The organism is Streptosporangium sp. NPDC005286, from assembly GCF_040607515.1.
Lineage (GTDB): Bacteria > Actinomycetota > Actinomycetes > Streptosporangiales > Streptosporangiaceae > Streptosporangium.
Window position 1 is genome coordinate 1 of the sequence record NZ_JBEXGU010000194.1, and the last position, 16,878, is coordinate 16,878.

General features: G+C 72.1%; 9 protein-coding genes. 3 read left to right on the plus strand and 6 right to left on the minus strand.

Annotation, left to right across the window (positions count from 1 at the left end; translation table 11 throughout):
* Positions 1-151: 151 nt before the first annotated feature.
* A complete protein-coding gene (locus tag ABZU75_RS40035) occupies positions 152-988 on the minus strand; it encodes a HAMP domain-containing sensor histidine kinase (RefSeq protein WP_355566546.1) in 837 nt (278 codons plus the stop codon).
* A gap of 360 nt (positions 989-1,348) precedes the next feature.
* Between ABZU75_RS40035 and ABZU75_RS40040 the strand changes: the two genes are divergently transcribed.
* Entirely contained in the window at positions 1,349-2,659 is a 1,311-nt protein-coding gene (locus ABZU75_RS40040) for a hypothetical protein (protein ID WP_355566548.1), read from the plus strand.
* A 145-nt stretch (positions 2,660-2,804) separates the two neighbouring features.
* Here ABZU75_RS40040 and ABZU75_RS40045 read toward each other — a convergent pair whose 3' ends face one another.
* Both ABZU75_RS40045 and ABZU75_RS40050 read right to left on the minus strand, forming a co-directional pair.
* Positions 2,805-4,457: a hypothetical protein gene (locus ABZU75_RS40045; protein WP_355566551.1), complete on the minus strand. Its 1,653-nt coding sequence runs from the start codon at positions 4,455-4,457 to the stop codon at positions 2,805-2,807.
* A gap of 434 nt (positions 4,458-4,891) precedes the next feature.
* The gene (locus ABZU75_RS40050; protein ID WP_355566554.1) at positions 4,892-6,172 is read right to left on the minus strand and encodes an alpha/beta hydrolase-fold protein; all 1,281 of its coding nucleotides are present in this window, start codon (positions 6,170-6,172) and stop codon (positions 4,892-4,894) included.
* Between the two features lie 253 nt (positions 6,173-6,425).
* Here ABZU75_RS40050 and ABZU75_RS40055 point away from each other — a divergent pair, with 253 nt between their 5' ends.
* Entirely contained in the window at positions 6,426-12,755 is a 6,330-nt protein-coding gene (locus ABZU75_RS40055) for an SDR family NAD(P)-dependent oxidoreductase (RefSeq protein WP_355566558.1), read from the plus strand.
* Positions 12,752-14,065: a crotonyl-CoA carboxylase/reductase gene (gene ccrA, locus ABZU75_RS40060; RefSeq protein WP_355566561.1), complete on the plus strand. Its 1,314-nt coding sequence runs from the start codon at positions 12,752-12,754 to the stop codon at positions 14,063-14,065. Before ABZU75_RS40055 ends, ccrA begins: the two co-directional genes overlap by 4 nt.
* A gap of 235 nt (positions 14,066-14,300) precedes the next feature.
* On the opposite strand, the gene ABZU75_RS40065 is transcribed toward ccrA, so the two are convergent.
* From ABZU75_RS40065 to ABZU75_RS40075, 3 genes are all read right to left on the minus strand, one after another.
* Positions 14,301-15,554: a helix-turn-helix domain-containing protein gene (locus ABZU75_RS40065; RefSeq protein ID WP_355566564.1), complete on the minus strand. Its 1,254-nt coding sequence runs from the start codon at positions 15,552-15,554 to the stop codon at positions 14,301-14,303.
* Positions 15,555-15,861: 307 nt separating this feature from the next.
* The gene (locus tag ABZU75_RS40070; protein ID WP_355566567.1) at positions 15,862-16,074 is read right to left on the minus strand and encodes an EF-hand domain-containing protein; all 213 of its coding nucleotides are present in this window, start codon (positions 16,072-16,074) and stop codon (positions 15,862-15,864) included.
* A gap of 204 nt (positions 16,075-16,278) precedes the next feature.
* Complete coding sequence (locus ABZU75_RS40075; RefSeq protein ID WP_355566570.1) at positions 16,279-16,635, minus strand: four-helix bundle copper-binding protein; 357 nt, start codon at positions 16,633-16,635, stop codon at positions 16,279-16,281.
* Positions 16,636-16,878 lie beyond the last annotated feature (243 nt).

Below are 16,878 nucleotides of genomic sequence, written 5' to 3' on the forward strand. Positions count from 1 at the left end.
GGCCGCCGGCCGGTGGGGCAGGCTCGCCCGGGAGGCCCTGGGCGAGCGGGCCGGAGAGGGAACTCGGTCGCCGGTCCGGGGGAGCTTGGACGGGCGGCCGTCCGGTCAGGGGACGGGGGCTTGGTGGATCCCGTGGTCATCCGGACAGGTGTCAGGAGGCGGTCTCTTCATGGTTGTCCAGATGGTCGTCCAGCCGTGCGGCGGTGGCGAGCGGAAGGCGGAGGACGAACCGTGCGCCGCCCAGGGGAGAGCCGTCCACCTTGATGGTTCCCAGGTGGGCTTCGGCGATGTCGCGGGCGATCGTGAGGCCGAGCCCGGTGCCTCCCCGGTTGCGGCAGCGGGCCGTGTCCAGCCGGGTGAACCGCTCGAAGACCCGTTCCCTGTCGGCGTCGGCGATGCCCTCCCCGTCGTCGGTGACGGTCAGCTCGCCGTATTCACCGTCCCTGCGCACCTCGACCAGCACCGTGCGCCTGGCATGGCGCTGCGCGTTGTCCAGGAGGTTGGAGAGGAGCCGGTCGATCTCCGCGTCGACGACGTTCGCCCTGACACCGGGGGCGAGCCGAAGTCGTACGGGGATGTCGTCCTCGCGCCGCGAGACCGTGGCGCGGGCCAGCTCGCCCAGGTCCGTGCTGACGAACGCGTCCGGCGGGTTCGTGCCGACCTTCGCCAGCATCAGCAGGTCGCTGACGATCTTCTGAAGCCGGCCGACGTTTCCCAGCGCGTCTGCCAGCAGCTCGCTCAGGTCCGTCTCCTCGGGATGCAGCCGGGCCTCTTCCAGGAGAGCCCTGAGCCCGGCGATCGGGGTGAACAGCTCGTGTGAGGCGTCGGACACGAATCGCCGCTGCTGGACCAGAGACCGGTCGATCCGGTTCCTGGCGCTCTCCATCCGCTTCAGCAGGTCGCTGGTCGCCAGGGCGAGACAAATGATCTCGTCCGACCCTGGGAGCCCGTGGAACCGGCTGCTCAGATCGTTGACGTGCGGCGACATTGAGGTCCGTTTCGGTCTGCACCAATCGGCGCGTTCTTCAAGGAGGGGGGTGGAGCCTCGTCATCGGCTCGACACCGCGGCGGAGGTTCCCCGTCTCCCCGGGCGGTTGCCCTCACCACCATGATGTTGTCCCCGCCGCCCGTCGTCTGCGCTGGCAGCCCCCGTTTGTCGCTTCACGCCAGCGGGATACCGGCATTCCGGCTACCTGCAATGCCCCGGGCTCCTGTCCGCGTGGGACGCCGGATCAGCCGGAAGGTATCAAAGTCCTGTGGGTCCTTGACTGGGGCTGTTGAGCCCATTGCGATCTGGGTAAAGTGTGGATCGATCGTTTTGACCAGCTTTACCCGGGGAGTTCAGGACATGCGACTTACTCTGCGCCGGGCCCTCGCCGTCGGCGCCGCGCTCGCGCTCGTCGGGATCATGACGCCCGGGGCCGCGTACTCGCAGGACGATCCCCGCAGCTGCAACGATCTGATGGGGGCCGACGCCCCGGCCTACGTCGTGTGTCACTGGCTGGCCAAGCCGGAAGAGGCCCTCGGCGTCGCGCTCTTCTGGGGCAGCGACGACGCGGCCCACCTCAAGGAGGCCGGCCCGGTCGACGGCAAGTTCATCGACTGCTCGGCCGGCGCCTGCCCCGAGCCGCCCGGCGGCGGCGCCGAGGGCGACGAGAACTCCCCCCTCCCCGAGGGGGCGGGAGAGGACGGCGCGCCCGAGTGCGAGGCGGGCCAGCAGTGCTCGATCGACGGGCACGATGAGGGCGGCGACGGCACCGTCAACGGATCCGAACTGACCGGTGCCGCCAAGTCGACCTCCACGAGCACCCAGGATCCCGCCGTCGCGGCGGCCGCGCGGACTCCGGCCGGCCAGGCGATCACCGCGGCGAAGGCCCAGCAGCTGCGGGTCTGGATCGACACCGAACTGGCCGACGACTGGAAGGCGGGCACCGAGACCTTCACCGCCGCCGTCAAGCGCATCGGCGCGCTTGCCGCGCGTCCGGAGGTCGCGGGCATCCGGTTCACCTCCCAGCTGGGCTACAACAGCACGTTCAAGACGGACGCGGAGATCACCGCGTTCGTCACCGCGGCCTCCGACGCCCTCCGCCAGGCCGCGCCCGGCAAGCGGCTGGGCGTGCACACCGTGGTTCCCGAGCTCGCCTGCGGCGCCAACGACACCTGCAAGGCGGAGATGCGCAAGCGGTACCCGCTGCTCGCCCCCGAGAAGATCGAGTCCCCGCTGATCGCGGGCCGCGTCGACCAGCTCTCCCTGGACACCGGCCTGCTGTACGGCGGCTACGACACCTGGAAGATCGACGCCGAGCAGGCCCACCGCAACCAGTGGATCCAGGTCCGTGCCCGGTCGTGGGACGTCCTGACCCAGATCGCCGCGGAGGAGACCGGTCTCGTCGGCCAGGTGACCGATGAGCAGATCGCCTCCCGGCTGTCGGTGCCCGTCAAGGACGGCGCCGCCCAGCAGGTGAACGTCTGGACCCGCGTCCAGGACGCCCAGGGCGCGGTGAACCGGCTGACCGCCTGGGACCAGCTGAAGAAGCTCACCCCGATCCAGCGTCGCCTGGCCGCCGTCTACGACCCGGCCAACCCCGAGGTGGACGTGACCACCGACCTCAAGAAGCTCGCCGAGGCCTTCGGCCAGATCTATCTCGCGGCCGTCTGACGCACTCCCGCGATCTCCCGGTGAAGCGGCTAAGGCCGGTTTCACCGGGACCGGCAGACCTGGCCGGCGGGCGGGGCGAGCGGTGGAGTCCCCGGCCTCCTGGCTTTCCGGGTGCCGACGGCCACCGGGCCGGGCGGGGAGGACGTCACGTGCCTCCGTGATCGGTGAGATGTTCCAGCGCGGTGAGGTCGATCTCCATGACGCTCGTCCCCGGTGGCAGGCCCAGGGCCTGGACCGTGGCGGCGTGCAGCTCGCCGGCGTGGCCGAGCACCGCCTCGCCGACGAGCAGTTCCAGGCAGCGTCCAGGGCGCCAGGGCGCGTACTCGGTGGGGCGCGTGATCAGGCCGGCCCCCATGACGTGCGCGGCCGTCCGCGCGGTGTCGACGGCGCGGGCCCACGACGACTCGCCGGTCAGGGCGATGGCGAGATGGCTGGGCTGGGCGGGGACGGTGGCGTTCAGCGCGTCGAGCCGGCTCGCGGTGGGGCGGTGGTCCGTCAGGGGCGAGAGGGTGGGGTCGGCGCCCGTGCGGGGTGTGAAGACCACTCCCTGCTCGAAGAGCGCCGGGTAGTGATTTCCCAGGGCGAGGTTGAGCCCCAGCGCGGCCAGCAGCCCGGGGAGGAGCGTGGTGCGCAGCGACGGCTCGCGCGGGCTGATCGGGTTCGTGAGCGTCAGCGTGGCGCGGCGCGGGTCGTCGGGCGCCAGGCCGAAGGCGTCCCATGCGGCGTCGCAGACGAAGGGGAAGCGCGGCGTCTCGACGTACCCCGCCCCCGCCAGCGCGTGCCCGATCCGCCGTCGCAGGCTCTGCGAGCGGGTGAGCCCCCCGCCGGCCTCCCGTCCCCGCAGGCCTCTCCTGCCGTGACCGCCTCGGGTCAACGGGATGATCTCCAGATCGGGCACGGCCCGTGCGGCCGGCACGGCGCGTGTGGTGGCCGTGGTCCGGGGGCGGGGAGTGGGCCTGGGCCTGCCGCCGGGGGCGAACTCGTCCATCCCGAGCGGGAAGCGGATGTCGCCGCCGACGATGTCGCTGATGTCCTTCAGGCCGTGCCGGAGCATCAGGGTGCGCTCGACGCCCACGCCGAAGGCGAACGCGCCGTACCTGTGCGGATCGACGCCGCAGGTGGTCAGCACCAGGGGGCGGACCGTGCCGCACCAGCCCCACTCGATCCATCCCCCGCCGCCGCACGTCCCGCACGGCCCCGCGGAGGCGTCCCCGGAGACGTCCTCCCGGACGCCGTGGCAGACCGCGCACTCCACGTACACCTTCGCCGACGGGTCGGTGTAGGCGGACCGGTGGGTGCGGAGCCGGGTCACCGTGCCCCTGCCGAACACGGCGGCGGCGAAGTGGTCGAGGGTCTTCTTCAGGTCGACCATGGTGAGCCCCAGGTCGACGGCGAGGCCCTCGACCTGGTTGAACACCGGGCTGTGGATGGTGTCGGTCGCGTCGGGACGGAAGGCGCGGCCCGCGCAGACCAGGCGGAGCGGCGGGGTTCTGCCGAGCATCGCCCGCACCTGCGCCGGTGAGGTGCGGGTACGCAGCACGAGGCCCGACCTCCCGCCGGGCTCCGCGAGGTCTTCGAGGTGGAAGGCCCGGTCGGGGGTGCGGCCGGGGTGGTCGTCGTCCATGTTGAGCGCGTCAAAGGCGAACCACTCGGCCTCGACCTCGGGTCCTTCGACGATGCGGTAACCAAGGTCGAGAAAGACGTCGGTCATCTGCTCGGCCATGACGGTCACCGGATGCCGGGCCCCGCGCGAGTCGTGCGGCGCGCTCCCGGCACGTCCGCTGGATGCGCTCCTCATTGACTGTGCTGCCTCTTCCTGTGTGAGCGCGCTTCCCCGAGACGGTCAGGCGAGAGCCGCGGGTCACCCTTCGCGGGGATACGACGGCACGCGACCGGACGACCTCGCACGTGAGACCGGAGGTCGCCTTCGGGAAGGGGATCCACGTCCGACGTCCGTTACGGAACGCCGGGGTTCACGCGCGACCTCGAACGTCCGCCACGCTGGGTGTTGAAACAACTACTCAAAGTTATTATCTGGTCAACGGTGAGTCAACACGCCACCGGGTCGGCGATGAGGGTTCGAGAGGACGGCCGTTCCGTCAGGGGCAGGTCATCGGCGCGTGTCCGCTTCTTTGGGAAGCGGATTCCCCCGGGGCCCGCCGAACGCCGCCGGGTGATGTCGACGGCAGCGGATCGTCGGGCCGGGACCGGCGACCGCCGCGCATCCGGCTCTCACATTCCGCCGAGCAGGTTCCAGACGTTCTCCTGCTCCCGGGGTGCGGAGGCGTCGTCCTGGGCGGCCTTCAGGCCCAGGGCGGACAGGATCATCGGGAAGGACCTGCGGAACTCGCGCTCCCAGTAGGGCCAGCTGTGGGTGCCGTCCCGGTACAGGTGCACCACGGGCTTGATGCCGTGGAAGCGGAGCTTGGCGATCAGGTCCCTGGCCGTGTAGGCGGAGATCGGCTCACCGAGATGGGCCGGGCTCCAGGGGACTCCCGGCGGGTCGAGTTCGCCCAGCCTGCTGGTCGTGCCGCTGGAGATGTAGATGCTCACGCCGCGCAGGTTCCCGGCGTGGGCCGCGGGGTCGTTGGCCCTCCAGACGTTCCGGTTCCTGAGCGGATCGCCCCACAGCGCCTGCGGATCCTGTCCCTCGGAGGCCTGTGCGTTCATGATGAGCTCGGGGATGCCCGGCAGGCGGGTGGACATGACGCCGCTGTAGGCGCCCACGAAGCGGAACATCCCCCGGTGCAGCGCGGCGTACTTCATCGCGCCGTACGCGCCCATGGAGAGCCCCGCGACGGCGCGGCGGCTCCCCGTGCGGTAGCCGGTCTCCAGCAGGCGGCGCACCTCGGACGTGTGGAAGGTCTCCCAACCGGGTGCGCCTCCCTTGCCCTTGTTGTACCAGTTCGAGTAGTTACCCGCCCGGCCCGCCTCGGGCATCACGATGATCGCGTCCATGTCCTCGGTCATGCTCGCGATGTCGGTCATCCGGGTCCACGAGGTGTAGTCGTCGGCGCCGCCGTGCAGCAGGTACAGGACCGGCCAGGTGCGGCGCGCGCCCTTCGACCAGCCCTGGGGCACCAGCACGCGGACCGGCAGGGTCGCGTTGACCGCGGGCGACGAGATCTGGAGGTCGAGCATGCGCGGGCCGAGCCAGGTCTCCTTGACCACGCGCGCGGCGCCCGGCCTGGCGGCAGGCCAGGGCCCCCATGGGCTCCTGCCTCCCTTGCCGGCGGAGGGGCTCGGGCTCGGCTGTGGTTTCACCGCCGGTCTCACCGCCGAGGCGGTCCTGCCCGCCGATCTCGTGATCAGGGCGTTGCTCTCCGCGGGCTTCTCCCTCCGGACGGTCCCTCCCGCCGGGTTCACCTCCGGAGCGGTCCGGGCCGCCGCGCCTGCCTCGCCGCTCCTGTCACCGAGTGCCGACGCCCAGGCCGGGTCGGCGTGCGCGGTCGAGGGGAGTCCGACGACAAGCGCGGTCGCCAGCGCCAGAAGTCCGCGTCGAGCAGGTCGCATGGTCGTTCCTCCGCCCGGCCTGGAGACAGTGGCCGTGGCAGGCGACCCTAGGCGGGGTGATCACCTCTCAGCTATGAGCGTTCGCAACGAAATGACGCGGTCGCTTGCGCTTTAACCACAAATCTCATCAGATATCGCGCGTTATCACGTTCGTTATAAAACGCCGAGATGGATTGTGGTCTGCCATGGCTCCCTTATCCCGATACGTCTGGGTAAGTTTGCCGACCACCTCGGGTGTTCTTGGAGCTGCCACGTGGACCTGTTCGGTGAAGACGAGATTCGCCGCTTCCTCACGGGGCGTATCGCGGCCCGCTGTCGCCTGTCCCTCGCGGACGTCGACCCCGACCGTCCCCTGGAGGAGTTCGGGCTCTCCTCCCGCGACGCCGTCGCGGTGGCGGGGGAGTTGGAGGTGCTTCTCGGCCGCGAGCTGGGACCCACGCTGGTCTGGGAGTATCCCACGATCAACCGCCTGGCCAGGGGGCTCGCGCCCCGCGCGCGGACCGCCCCGGAGAAGGCCGGACCGGCCGTCTCCGACGAGCCGATCGCGGTGATCGGCGTCGGGTGCCGCCTCCCCGGCTCGGTACGCGGCCCCGGAGACTTCTGGCGGCTGCTCATGGCGGGCGGCGACGCCGTCGGCCAGGTGCCCGAGGGCCGGTGGGAGCCCTTCGACGACGGATCTCCCCGCACCGCCGAGGCTCTGGCCAGGACGACCAGGCACGGCGGCTTCCTGGAGGACATCGCCGGGTTCGACGCGGAGTTCTTCGGGATCGTCCCCGGCGAGGCCGAGACCATGGACCCGCAGCAGCGGCTGCTGCTGGAGACGGCCTGGGAGGCGCTGGAGCACGCGGGCGTCGCGCCCCGGTCGTTGCGCGGCAGCCGTACCGGCGCGTTCGTCGGCATATCCGGCAACGAGTACGCCCACCTGACCACGGCCGACACCGCGAGGGTGGACGCCTGGACGGCGACGGGCGCGGCGTTCAGCATCGCCGCCAACCGGCTCTCCTACCTGCTGGACCTGCGCGGGCCCAGCCTGGCGGTCGACACCGCGTGCTCGTCCTCGCTGGTCGCCACGCACCTCGCCGCAGGCAGCCTCAGGTCGGGGGAGAGCGACCTGGCCATCGCCGCCGGGGTCAACCTGCTGCTCTCACCCGTGATCACCATGGCGTTCGACCAGGGCGGCGGCACCGCGCCCGACGGGCGCTGCAAGAGCTTCGACGCCTCGGCGGACGGGATGGTCAGGGCCGAAGGCTGCGGGGTCGTCGTGCTCAAGAGGCTGTCCGACGCCCAGCGGGACGGCGACCGGGTCATGGCGGTGCTCCGCGCCACCGCGGTGAACCAGGACGGCCGGTCGAACGGGCTGGTCGCGCCCAACCCCGAGGCCCAGGAGGAGCTCCTGCGTGGCGTCTACTCGGGTCTGGGCAGTCCCGGCTACATCGAGGCGCACGGCACCGGCACCTTCCTGGGCGATCCGATCGAGGCCCGCGCCATCGCCGCCGCCCTCTGCGAGGGCCGTACCGCGCCGCTGCTCCTCGGCTCCGCGAAGAGCAACCTCGGCCACCTGGAGGCCGCCGCCGGGATCACCGGCCTGATCAAGACGGTCCTCGCCCTCCACCACGGCGTGATCCCGCCCAGCGTCCACTTCCACCGGCCCAACCCGCACATTCCCTGGGAACATCTCCAGGTCGTCACCGCCCCAACCCCCTGGCCGGACGGGTACCCCCTGGCGGGTGTCTCCTCCTTCGGCTTCGGCGGCACCAACGCCCACGCCGTCCTGGAGCCCGCTCCGCAGTGGCGGGAACCGGAGCGCGAGGGGCCGGTAGCGAAGATCTTCCTACTCACGGACGTGTCTCCCGAGCGGGTCAGGGATCATGCCGGGACGCTCGCGAACTGGGCCGACGCCGAACTCGCCGAGCCCGATGCCGCCTCCCCGGACGCGTCCGCCGCCGGGAGCACCCCCGCCGCGGGGGTTCGGCGGCAGGTCTCGCTCGGCGATGTCGCGCACACCCTCGCCCGGCGGGCGGGGCGGGGCAGGGCAGGGGCCGCGGTCGTGGCCGCGAACCGGGAGGAACTGGTCGCCGGGCTGCGGGCCGTACGGGACGGGACGGGCGTCACCGGAGCGGCGCCGGCCGGGGGGCGCGGGCCGGTCTGGGTGTTCTCCGGCTACGGATCGCAGTGGGCGGGCATGGGAGCCCGCCTCTACGCGGAAGAGCCGATATTCGCCCGGACCATCGACGAACTGGACCCGATGCTCGCCGAGGAGGCGGACATCCGGCTGCGCGAGATCATCGCCGAGGGGGCGGACGTGCCGGGGGTGGCCATCGCGCAGCCGGTGATCTTCGCGGTGCAGGTGGCGCTGGCCCGGCTCTGGACGGCGTACGGGACGCGGCCGGCGGCGGTCGTCGGGCACTCCATGGGGGAGGTCGCGGCCGCCGTGGTCGCGGGCGGGATCGGGCTGCGGGACGCGGTACGGGTGATCTGCCGCCGGGCCGCGCTGCTCGGCACCATCGGCGGCGGCGGGGCCATGGCGGTGCTTGAGGTGCCCGCCGAGGAGGTGCCCGGTGACCTGCACGTCGCGGTGTACTCCTCGCCCAGGCAGTGCGTCGTCACCGGCGACCCCGACCGGCTGGCCGCCTTCGCCGCCGAGGTCGAGGCCCGCGGCCTGCTCGCGCGGGTGCTGACCGCCGAGGGTGCCGGGCACTCGCCACAGGTCAAGCCGCTCCTGCCCAGGCTCCGCGAGGCCCTGGAGGGCATCGCGGGCGGCAAGCCGGAGCTCCCGTTCTACTCGACGGTCTTCGACGACCCCCGCGAGGTGCCGACCTTCGAGCCCGCCTACTGGGCGGCGGGGGTCCGCCGCCCGGTCCGCCTGCTCGACGCGATCAGGGCCGCCGCGGCGGACGGTCATACCCTCTTCACCGAGATCAGCCCGCACCCGGTCCTGGCCGGAGCGCTGCGCGAGAGCCTTCCTGCGGGAACGGTGATCACCCACTCCCTGCGCCGGGGCCACGACGAGGAGATCCGCGCCCAGCTCGCCGCGACCGTGGTCGCGATGCCCTCGCTGCTGCTGCCGTCCTCCTCCGGCACGCTCGCCGACGTTCCACCGTCACCCTGGCGGCACGAACGCCACTGGGTCTCCGCCGCCAGGTCGTCCGCGCTCCCGCCGGGCACCCATCCGCTGCTCGGGGTGCACGTCGAGAGCCCGGCGGGGCACGTGTGGACGACCAGGCTGGACGACCTGTCCGACCTCCCCTGGCGGCTGGAGCCCGCGGTGTGGCAGCCGCACGGCCTGCCGGTCATGCCGCTGGCCGCGGTCGCGGCCCTGGCCCAGGCGGCGGCCCTCACCGTGTACGGTCAGGCCGAGCTGGCCGACGTCACCCTGAACGGCTTCCTGCCGCTGCCCGCCACGGTCACCACCACCCTCACCCCTTCGGGCGAGGTCGAGATCGACGCCAGGAACGCCGCCGGGGGCTGGGTCCGGTACGGCACCGCGAGGATCGTCGCGGACTCGCCCGTCGTCGCCGCCGTACCGAGCCCGGCCGAGCTGGCCGGACGGCTACGCGTACCGGCGGGGACGCCGGTCGAGATCGAGGTGCTGGAGCCGGACGGCACCCCGGTCGGGCTGCTGGCCAGGGACGTCCCGGCCGGCGCGCTACCGGTGCCCCTGGCGGGCAAGCTGGTGCGGCGCCTCTGGGCCACCGAGGCGGGGACCGACGCCCGGCCCGCGGAGCGGGGACTCGACTCCCTCCGGGCCCGTGGCTGGCTCATCCTGGCCGGAGACGAGAACCCGCGGGCCGAGCGCCTGGCCACCGAGCTCGCCGCCGCCGGGCACGCCGCCCGCACGCTCACGATGCCCTGCCTCTCCCCGCGCCCTGCCGCGGCCTCGTCCCTGGTGCCGGCCCAGCGACCCGCCCCGCACACCGCGACCCGCCTCGTACCGTCGCCCCCGGCCGGACTACCGGCGAGTGACGAGATCGTGCTGCTCGTCCCCGCGGGGCTGACCCCGGCGGGGAGCGAGGCGCTGCTCCTCGCGGTGACCGCGATCGTCCGCGAACTCGTGGGGCCGCGGGCCGGTGAGGGGCCCGGCGGCGGTGCCGGCACCCGCCTGAGGATCGTCACCGACCGGGCACAGGCCGTACTGGACGGGGAGCCGGGTGACCCGGGGGCCGCCGCGCTGCGCGGGCTGGTCCGGGTCCTGGCCTTCGAGCATCCGGAGCTGCGAGCCTGCCTGGTGGACGTCGACGACACGGAGTCGCTCCTGACGGAGCTGGCGGCCGACGAGCCGGACGACGAGGTCGCCTGGCGCTTCGGCATCCGGTACACCGCCCGTCTCGCCGCCGTACCCGACCTGGCGGGCGGCCCTGACTCCGGCGCCGGTGCCGGCGCGGCCCACGGGCCCGGCACGGTCGGGCGGCGCAGGGCGACGCCGGTGGTACGGCGCGGCGGGGGATACCTGATCACCGGAGGGTACGGCGGCCTGGGGCTGGTCGTGGCCCGCTGGCTGGCCGAGCGGGGCGCGGGGCGGATCGTGCTCGGCGGACGGTCGGGGCCGTCCGCCGAGGGGGCCGCCGAGATCGAGCGGCTGCGCGAGCTGGGCGTCGACGTCCAGGTGGTGACCGGCGACCTGGCCGCGCCGGGGGTCGCCGTACGGCTGGTCAGGGCCGTGATCGACGGAGGGGTGTGGCTCCGTGGCGTGGTGCACGCGGCGGGCGTGCTGGACGACCGCCTCGTCGTCGACGTGGGCTCGCCGGACCTGCACCGGGTCTGGTCGGCCAAGGTCCACGGCGGCCTGGCACTGCACCAGGCGACCAGGCACGCGAGCCTGGACTGGTGGGTGGCGTTCTCCTCGGCGGCCGCGCTGCTCGGCTCGCCCGGACAGGCCGCCTACGCGGCGGCGAACGCCTGGCTGGACGCGCTCTGCGACCTGCGCAGGTCCGAGGGACTGCCGGGAACGACGATCAACTGGGGCACCTGGGCCGAGGTCGGCGGGGCGAGCCAGGTGGCGCCGCCCGCCGTCTCGCCCATCACACCCGGCGAGGGAGTCGAGGCGCTGGAGGCGCTTCTCGCCGCCGAGGCGGACGCGGCGGGCGTGCTACGGCTGGACGTGGCGACCGCCGTCGAGCTGTTCCCCGGCATCGCGCGCATGCCGTACTTCGCCGACCTGGCGGGCGCGGGGGCGAGCGCCGGAGGCTGGGCGGGTGTCGAGGCCCTGGCCGACATGGAGCCGGGCAGGGCCGTCGAGATCGTGGTCGGCAAGATCAGGGAGCGGACGGCGGCGGTGCTGGGGTTCGACGTCGCCTGGCTCCAGGAGGACACGGTGCTCACCGAGGCGGGCCTCGACTCGCTGGCGGCCACCCGGCTGCGCGGCACGATCGAGCACGACTTCGGGGTGGCGGTGCCCGCCGCGCCGATGCTGCAGGGGGCGACCCTCGGGGACGTGGCCATGGCCGTCGCCGCGGAGCTCGGCCTGCGCGGCACGGCGGCCCCGGCCCGCCAGGTGGAACCGAGGGACGCGGCGGAGCGGCAGGTCGTCGCCGCGCTCACCCGGATACTCGGGCGCGAGCCGGGGGTGACCGAGGAGATTCCCGAGGACGTCCTGCCGGTCCTGCTCGACGTCCTCGGCCGGGAGACGGGCCGTGCGCTCGCCGAGGGCGAGGGTGAACAGGCCGGTCTGCGGACCGGTGCCCAGCTGGCCGACCTAATACGGGGGATCGACGAGGAGGAGGCCGCCCGTGGCCTCGTCCGCCCGCTCACCCCCGCCGCCCACGCCTACCTGGCGGCCCGCCCTACGGAGGCGGGGGAGCGGGTGCCGCTCTTCCTGGGGCATCCGGCGGGTGGGACCACGGGGGTGTACTCGCTGCTGGCGGGGCTGCTCGGCGCCGAGCAGGTGGTGTTCGGGCTGGAGCGGCCGACGGACATGGGCGTGTTCGGCCCCGAGGCCGGGGTCGAGGAGCGGGCCGCCCGGTACGTGGAGGAGATCAGGAAGGTGTGTCCCTCCGGCCCCTACCGGCTGGGGGGTTGGTCGTTCGGGGGAATCCTGGCGTTCGAGATCGCGCGGCGGCTCGGGGCGGAGAACGTGGAACTGGTCGCGATGATCGACTCGGGTCTGCCCGACGAGGTCGAGGCGGCGGAGCGGGCGGAGATCGTCGCGCGGCGGTACACGGACTTCGTCGCCTATCTCGACGAGACCTACGGGGTGCGGGTCCGCCTCGCCGGCGAGGAGCTGGTGGCCCTGGACGAGGCCGGGCAGCTCGCGCTGGTGGAGGCGCGCGTCGCCGAGTCGGGGGTGCTGGACCTGCTTGGGAAGGCCATCCTGCGGCACCAGATCACCTCGCACGAGGACACCCGGGCGCTGGAGGCGTACCGGGCGGGGAGCTACCCGGGGCGGGTGCTGCTCTACCGCTCGACGGAACCGACCCCGTGGGCCGTGGAGGACGTCCGCTACGCCCATGCCGACGACCCCTCCCGGGGGTTCGGCCCGTTCAGCCCGGCACTGGAGATCGTCACGATCCCCGGTTCGCACCACCTCAACCTGCTCGATCCGCCGCACGTCGAAGTCATCGCCGCTCACCTTGGAGGCCAGGAATGACCCTCGCACAGGCCGTCGTCGACGGCGCCGATCCAGAAGAGCTCGCGCGGCTCGACGTTCCCACGACCTTCAGGGCCGCGCACACCCGCAAGGGTGAGGTGGGCATGTTCGGCCGGAGCAGGCACGGCGTGAACGGCGTCGACAAGGACATCACCAGATCCGTCCACGTGGGCGAGGTGCCCATGCCGGAGCTCGGCCCCAACGAGGTGCTGGTCGCCGTCATGGCGAGCGCGATCAACTTCAACACCGTGTGGACGGCCATGTTCGAGCCGATCCCCACCTTCGCCTTCCTGGAGCGGTTCGGGCGCGAGGACCCCCGGCACGACAAGGACTTCCACGTGCTCGGCTCGGACGCCTCCGGGGTGATCGTCCGGATGGGCGCCGCGGTACGGCACTGGAAGATCGGTGACCGGGTCGTCGTCTCGCCCGCCTACGTCGACGAGCAGGACCCGATCAGCCACTCCGACTCCATGCTCGGCTCCGACCTGCGGGCCTGGGGGTTCGAGACCAACTACGGCGGGCTGGCCGAGTTCGCGGTGGTCAAGTCCACCCAGCTGCTGGCCAAGCCCAGGCACCTGACCTGGGAGGAGGCCGCCTGCAACATGCTGTGCGCGTCCACCGCCTACCGCATGCTGGTCAGCGAGCGCGGATCCCGGATGAAGCAGGGCGACGTCGTGCTCATCTGGGGGGCGACCGGCGGGCTCGGCGCGTACGGCGTGCAGCTGGTGAGGAACGGCGGTGGCATCCCGGTGGGCGTCGTCAGCTCCGCGGAGAAGGCGGAGCTGCTCCGCAGGATGGGCTGCGAACACGTGGTGGACCGCTCGCAGTTCGAGCATCTCGACGATGAGAAGGCCTGGCGGAGGTTCGGCGCCGAGGTCCGCCGCCAGGTCGGCGAGGACCCGCACATCGTCTTCGAGCACACCGGTCAGGACACCTTCGGCGCCTCCGTCTACGTCGCGCGGCGCGGTGGCTCGGTCGTCACGTGCGGGTCGTCCAGCGGCTACGACCACGCTTACGACAACCGGCACCTGTGGATGAAGCTCAAGCGGATCGTCGGCTCCCACGGGGCGAACTACCAGGAGTGCCACGAGGTCAACCGGCTGCTCTCGCTGGGCCTGCTGCATCCCACCCTGTCGGCCGTCTACCCGCTCGCCGAGACCGGCGACGCCGCCCGCGCCGTGCAGCTCAACGAGCACGTCGGCAAGGTAGGCGTGCTCGCCCTGGCGCCCACCGAGGACCTCGGCGTCGAGGACCACGCGCTCAGGGAGCGCATCGGCGAGGACCGGCTCAGGCTGTTCCGGGGCCGGTAGAGGCTGAGCCGGCCTGCCGGGTCGTCCTGGTCACCACGAGGGCCGGGACGATCAGGTTGTCTCCGGCCTGCCGGATCGCCCCGGCCGTCACGAGGACAGGGCGGTCCCGCCGGAGCTCATGGACGGTTCGGCTGCCGGGTATCCGCCTGGTATCTGCCGGTTCGGCCACCGCGGTCGGTCGTTTCCGGTCTGCGGTGATCAGACCGTTTCCGGCTTCCCGGGGCGTCCGCGGTGATCAGGTCGTTCCGGTGGCGGCGGACTGGCGGGCCCGCAGGACGATCTCCAGCTCGAACCGGACGTCCGGGTCGCTGAGCTGGTCGCCGTACAGCTCCTCCAGTTGCCGCAGGCGATAGCGCACGGTCTGCGGGTGCACGTGGAGCCTGGCGGCGACCTCCCCGGCACCCCGGCCGTGCCGCAACCACGCCAGCAGCGTCTCCGCCAGCCGGTCCTGCTGGTTGGGCCGCAGGTGGGCCAGGGGCGCCAGTCGCACCCTGGTGAGCGCGGTGACCAGCTCCTCATCCTTGAACACGATCAGCGTGGCCATGTGGTCGGAGCAGCGGAGCAGGCCGCGCTGCTCGGTGAGCACGCCGCGCCTGTGCAGGTTGAGCGCCTCGCGGGCCCAGCGCAGTGAGGTCGCGGCGGCGGCCAGCGGGACTGCGGGACCCACGGCCGCCTTCCAGCCGCGCAGGCTTTTCTCCAGGGTCTGGGCCTGCCCTGGGCCGTCGGGGTCGGGCACGATCAGGCAGGGCCCCGGCCGGTCGAGGCCGGCCAGCACGTCCGGCGGCAGTGAGGGGGGACGGTAACCACCGGGATGCTCCTCCAGCGCGACCCCGGCCACGGTCTTGGGCAGCCGCCATCCGGCGGTCTTGGCCAGGTCGGCGATCGCGTCGGGGGACGCGGCCGGCTGGCTGAGCAGCAGGTCCATCAGCCGGTGGCGGCGGCGCTCGATCTCCCCGGCCGCGCGGGCCCTGGCCTCCTCGAACCCTTCGGCCGCGGCGTCGGCCAGCTGGTCGAGATAGACGAAGATGGCCTCCCCCAGGTCGTAGAGGTGCTGCGGGGTGAGGCCGAGTTGCTCGGACTGCTCGGTGAGCCGCCGCCAGGCGACCCGGGCGCCCAGGCGCATCGCGGTCTGCAGGGGGTCGAGGTTGCGGCCCTCGTTGGCCTCGCCGCGCCCGATCGTCCGGAAGACGTCGGGCTCCCACGGCGCGTTGGGGTTCTCGATCCGGTCGACGAACTGGCGCAGGGCCTCGTCCACGGCCAGCCTGATGACCTTGATGTAGTTCGTGTCGGCCGGCCGGGCATACTCGGGGATCCGCGCCGTGATCTCGTCGATCACCTGGTGCGCGACCTGGGCCAGGCCCGGCCTCAGGAGCCTGGCGACGTTGGCCGGAGCCGAACGCCACAGCCGCTGGTCGGGCAGGTCGTGAGATCTCGCTCTTCGGCCGTTCAAGCCGGGGACAGCGATCCGGGTGTGTTCCTTTGTCGCCATGGACCCTCCTGTCGGAGTGCGCCTCAGATTCTCACCTAATTGACACTTTGGACAATTAGCAAACGCTTGTTCTTGTCTCAAATGCAACATGTGAGGTCTTCGACGGGAGGGACTGATCGGGGCTGAGCGGTCCCGTGCCTGGCCAAGGGGTACGGGAGACGGTCGTGAGACCTGGTGCCGGCGGAACCCGAGCCGGCGGGGCGGGCCGGTGACGAGGCCGAGATCGGTCGGGCGCCGGCGGTGGTGGGACCGGACCTGGTCGGGGTGCCCGGTTCAGGGTCCGGGCACCCCGATCGGATCAGGTCGGTCAGCCCCTGGTCTGGGCGAGATAGCCGGCGAACTCATCCAGGGAGATGAGGCCGTCACCGTCCTGGTCGATCCTGACGACGGCCGCCGCGGCCGCCTCGGGGGTGATCGGCTGGCCGAGCACCTCCATGAGCCTGGTCAGCTCGGGGACCGAGATGAGGCCGTCACCGTCAACATCGACGATCTTGAAAGTTGTCGCGTAGTCGTCCGCCACGATCGCATCCGCCTTAGGCAGCAGGGAAATCAGACGGCAAGCACACTAGCGGCATTCAGGGTGCCCTTCTCGGCCGAACCTGGAGGATTACCTCTGTCCGGGTACCGCACGGGCAGGGGCGCCGCCGATTCGATCGGCGGCGCCCCTTTTTCCGCGCCCTATGGCTGGAGGATCCGTGAGTGGTGTTGAGAGCCGGTCGACGGCTCAGGACCGCGCGTTCGCCATCGTCCGGCACGCCTCGGCCCATGACCGGCACGCGTCGGCGCACTCCTTCATCATCGGGTCGTTCTCCATGGACATGCACGCGTCGGCGCACTTGTTCGCGGCCTTCGCGCACATCGTGGCCATCTCCTTCGCCATCGGCGACTGGCGCATCATCATGTCCGCGCAGAGGCGGGTCATGTCGGCGCAGTCCATGAGCGGGCCTATCAGCGCCATGTCGGCGTACCGACCCCCCTGCATGAGGCAGTAGGTCATGGTCTGCTCGCAACGGCTGTGGCTCTCCAGGCACATGTCAATGCTCTTCTGTACCTGAGGGTTCATCTTCACCGCATGGCTCATGCTTGCTCCCCGTGTTCGTGACCGCTCTGCTTTAACGGCCGAAGATCTCGCACCAGTGTTGTGCCCCGCCGGGCGCCTCGGCCTCCCAGAAAAAAGCGGCTTTAATGCCCCATCGAAATAGTTTTGTGTATAAATTCACCTATCGTCTGTAGGGTTAGTGGGAAAGTCATGGAGGTGGACGGCTCCTCCCAGATCCTGCGGGGAGCCGCCCACCGGGCACCGGGCCGGAACGCGTTCCGGCCC

What these genes read in the sequence shown, in the direction of transcription:
- ABZU75_RS40035 (WP_355566546.1), bottom strand. Translation starts at nt 988, where the DNA reads ATGTCGCCGCACGTCAACGATCTGAGCAGCCGGTTCCACGGGCTCCCA.
- ABZU75_RS40040 (WP_355566548.1), top strand. Translation starts at nt 1,349, where the DNA reads ATGCGACTTACTCTGCGCCGGGCCCTCGCCGTCGGCGCCGCGCTCGCG.
- ABZU75_RS40045 (WP_355566551.1), bottom strand. Translation starts at nt 4,457, where the DNA reads ATGAGGAGCGCATCCAGCGGACGTGCCGGGAGCGCGCCGCACGACTCG.
- ABZU75_RS40050 (WP_355566554.1), bottom strand. Translation starts at nt 6,172, where the DNA reads ATGCGACCTGCTCGACGCGGACTTCTGGCGCTGGCGACCGCGCTTGTC.
- ccrA (WP_355566561.1), top strand. Translation starts at nt 12,752, where the DNA reads ATGACCCTCGCACAGGCCGTCGTCGACGGCGCCGATCCAGAAGAGCTC.
- ABZU75_RS40065 (WP_355566564.1), bottom strand. Translation starts at nt 15,554, where the DNA reads ATGGCGACAAAGGAACACACCCGGATCGCTGTCCCCGGCTTGAACGGC.
- ABZU75_RS40075 (WP_355566570.1), bottom strand. Translation starts at nt 16,635, where the DNA reads ATGAGCCATGCGGTGAAGATGAACCCTCAGGTACAGAAGAGCATTGAC.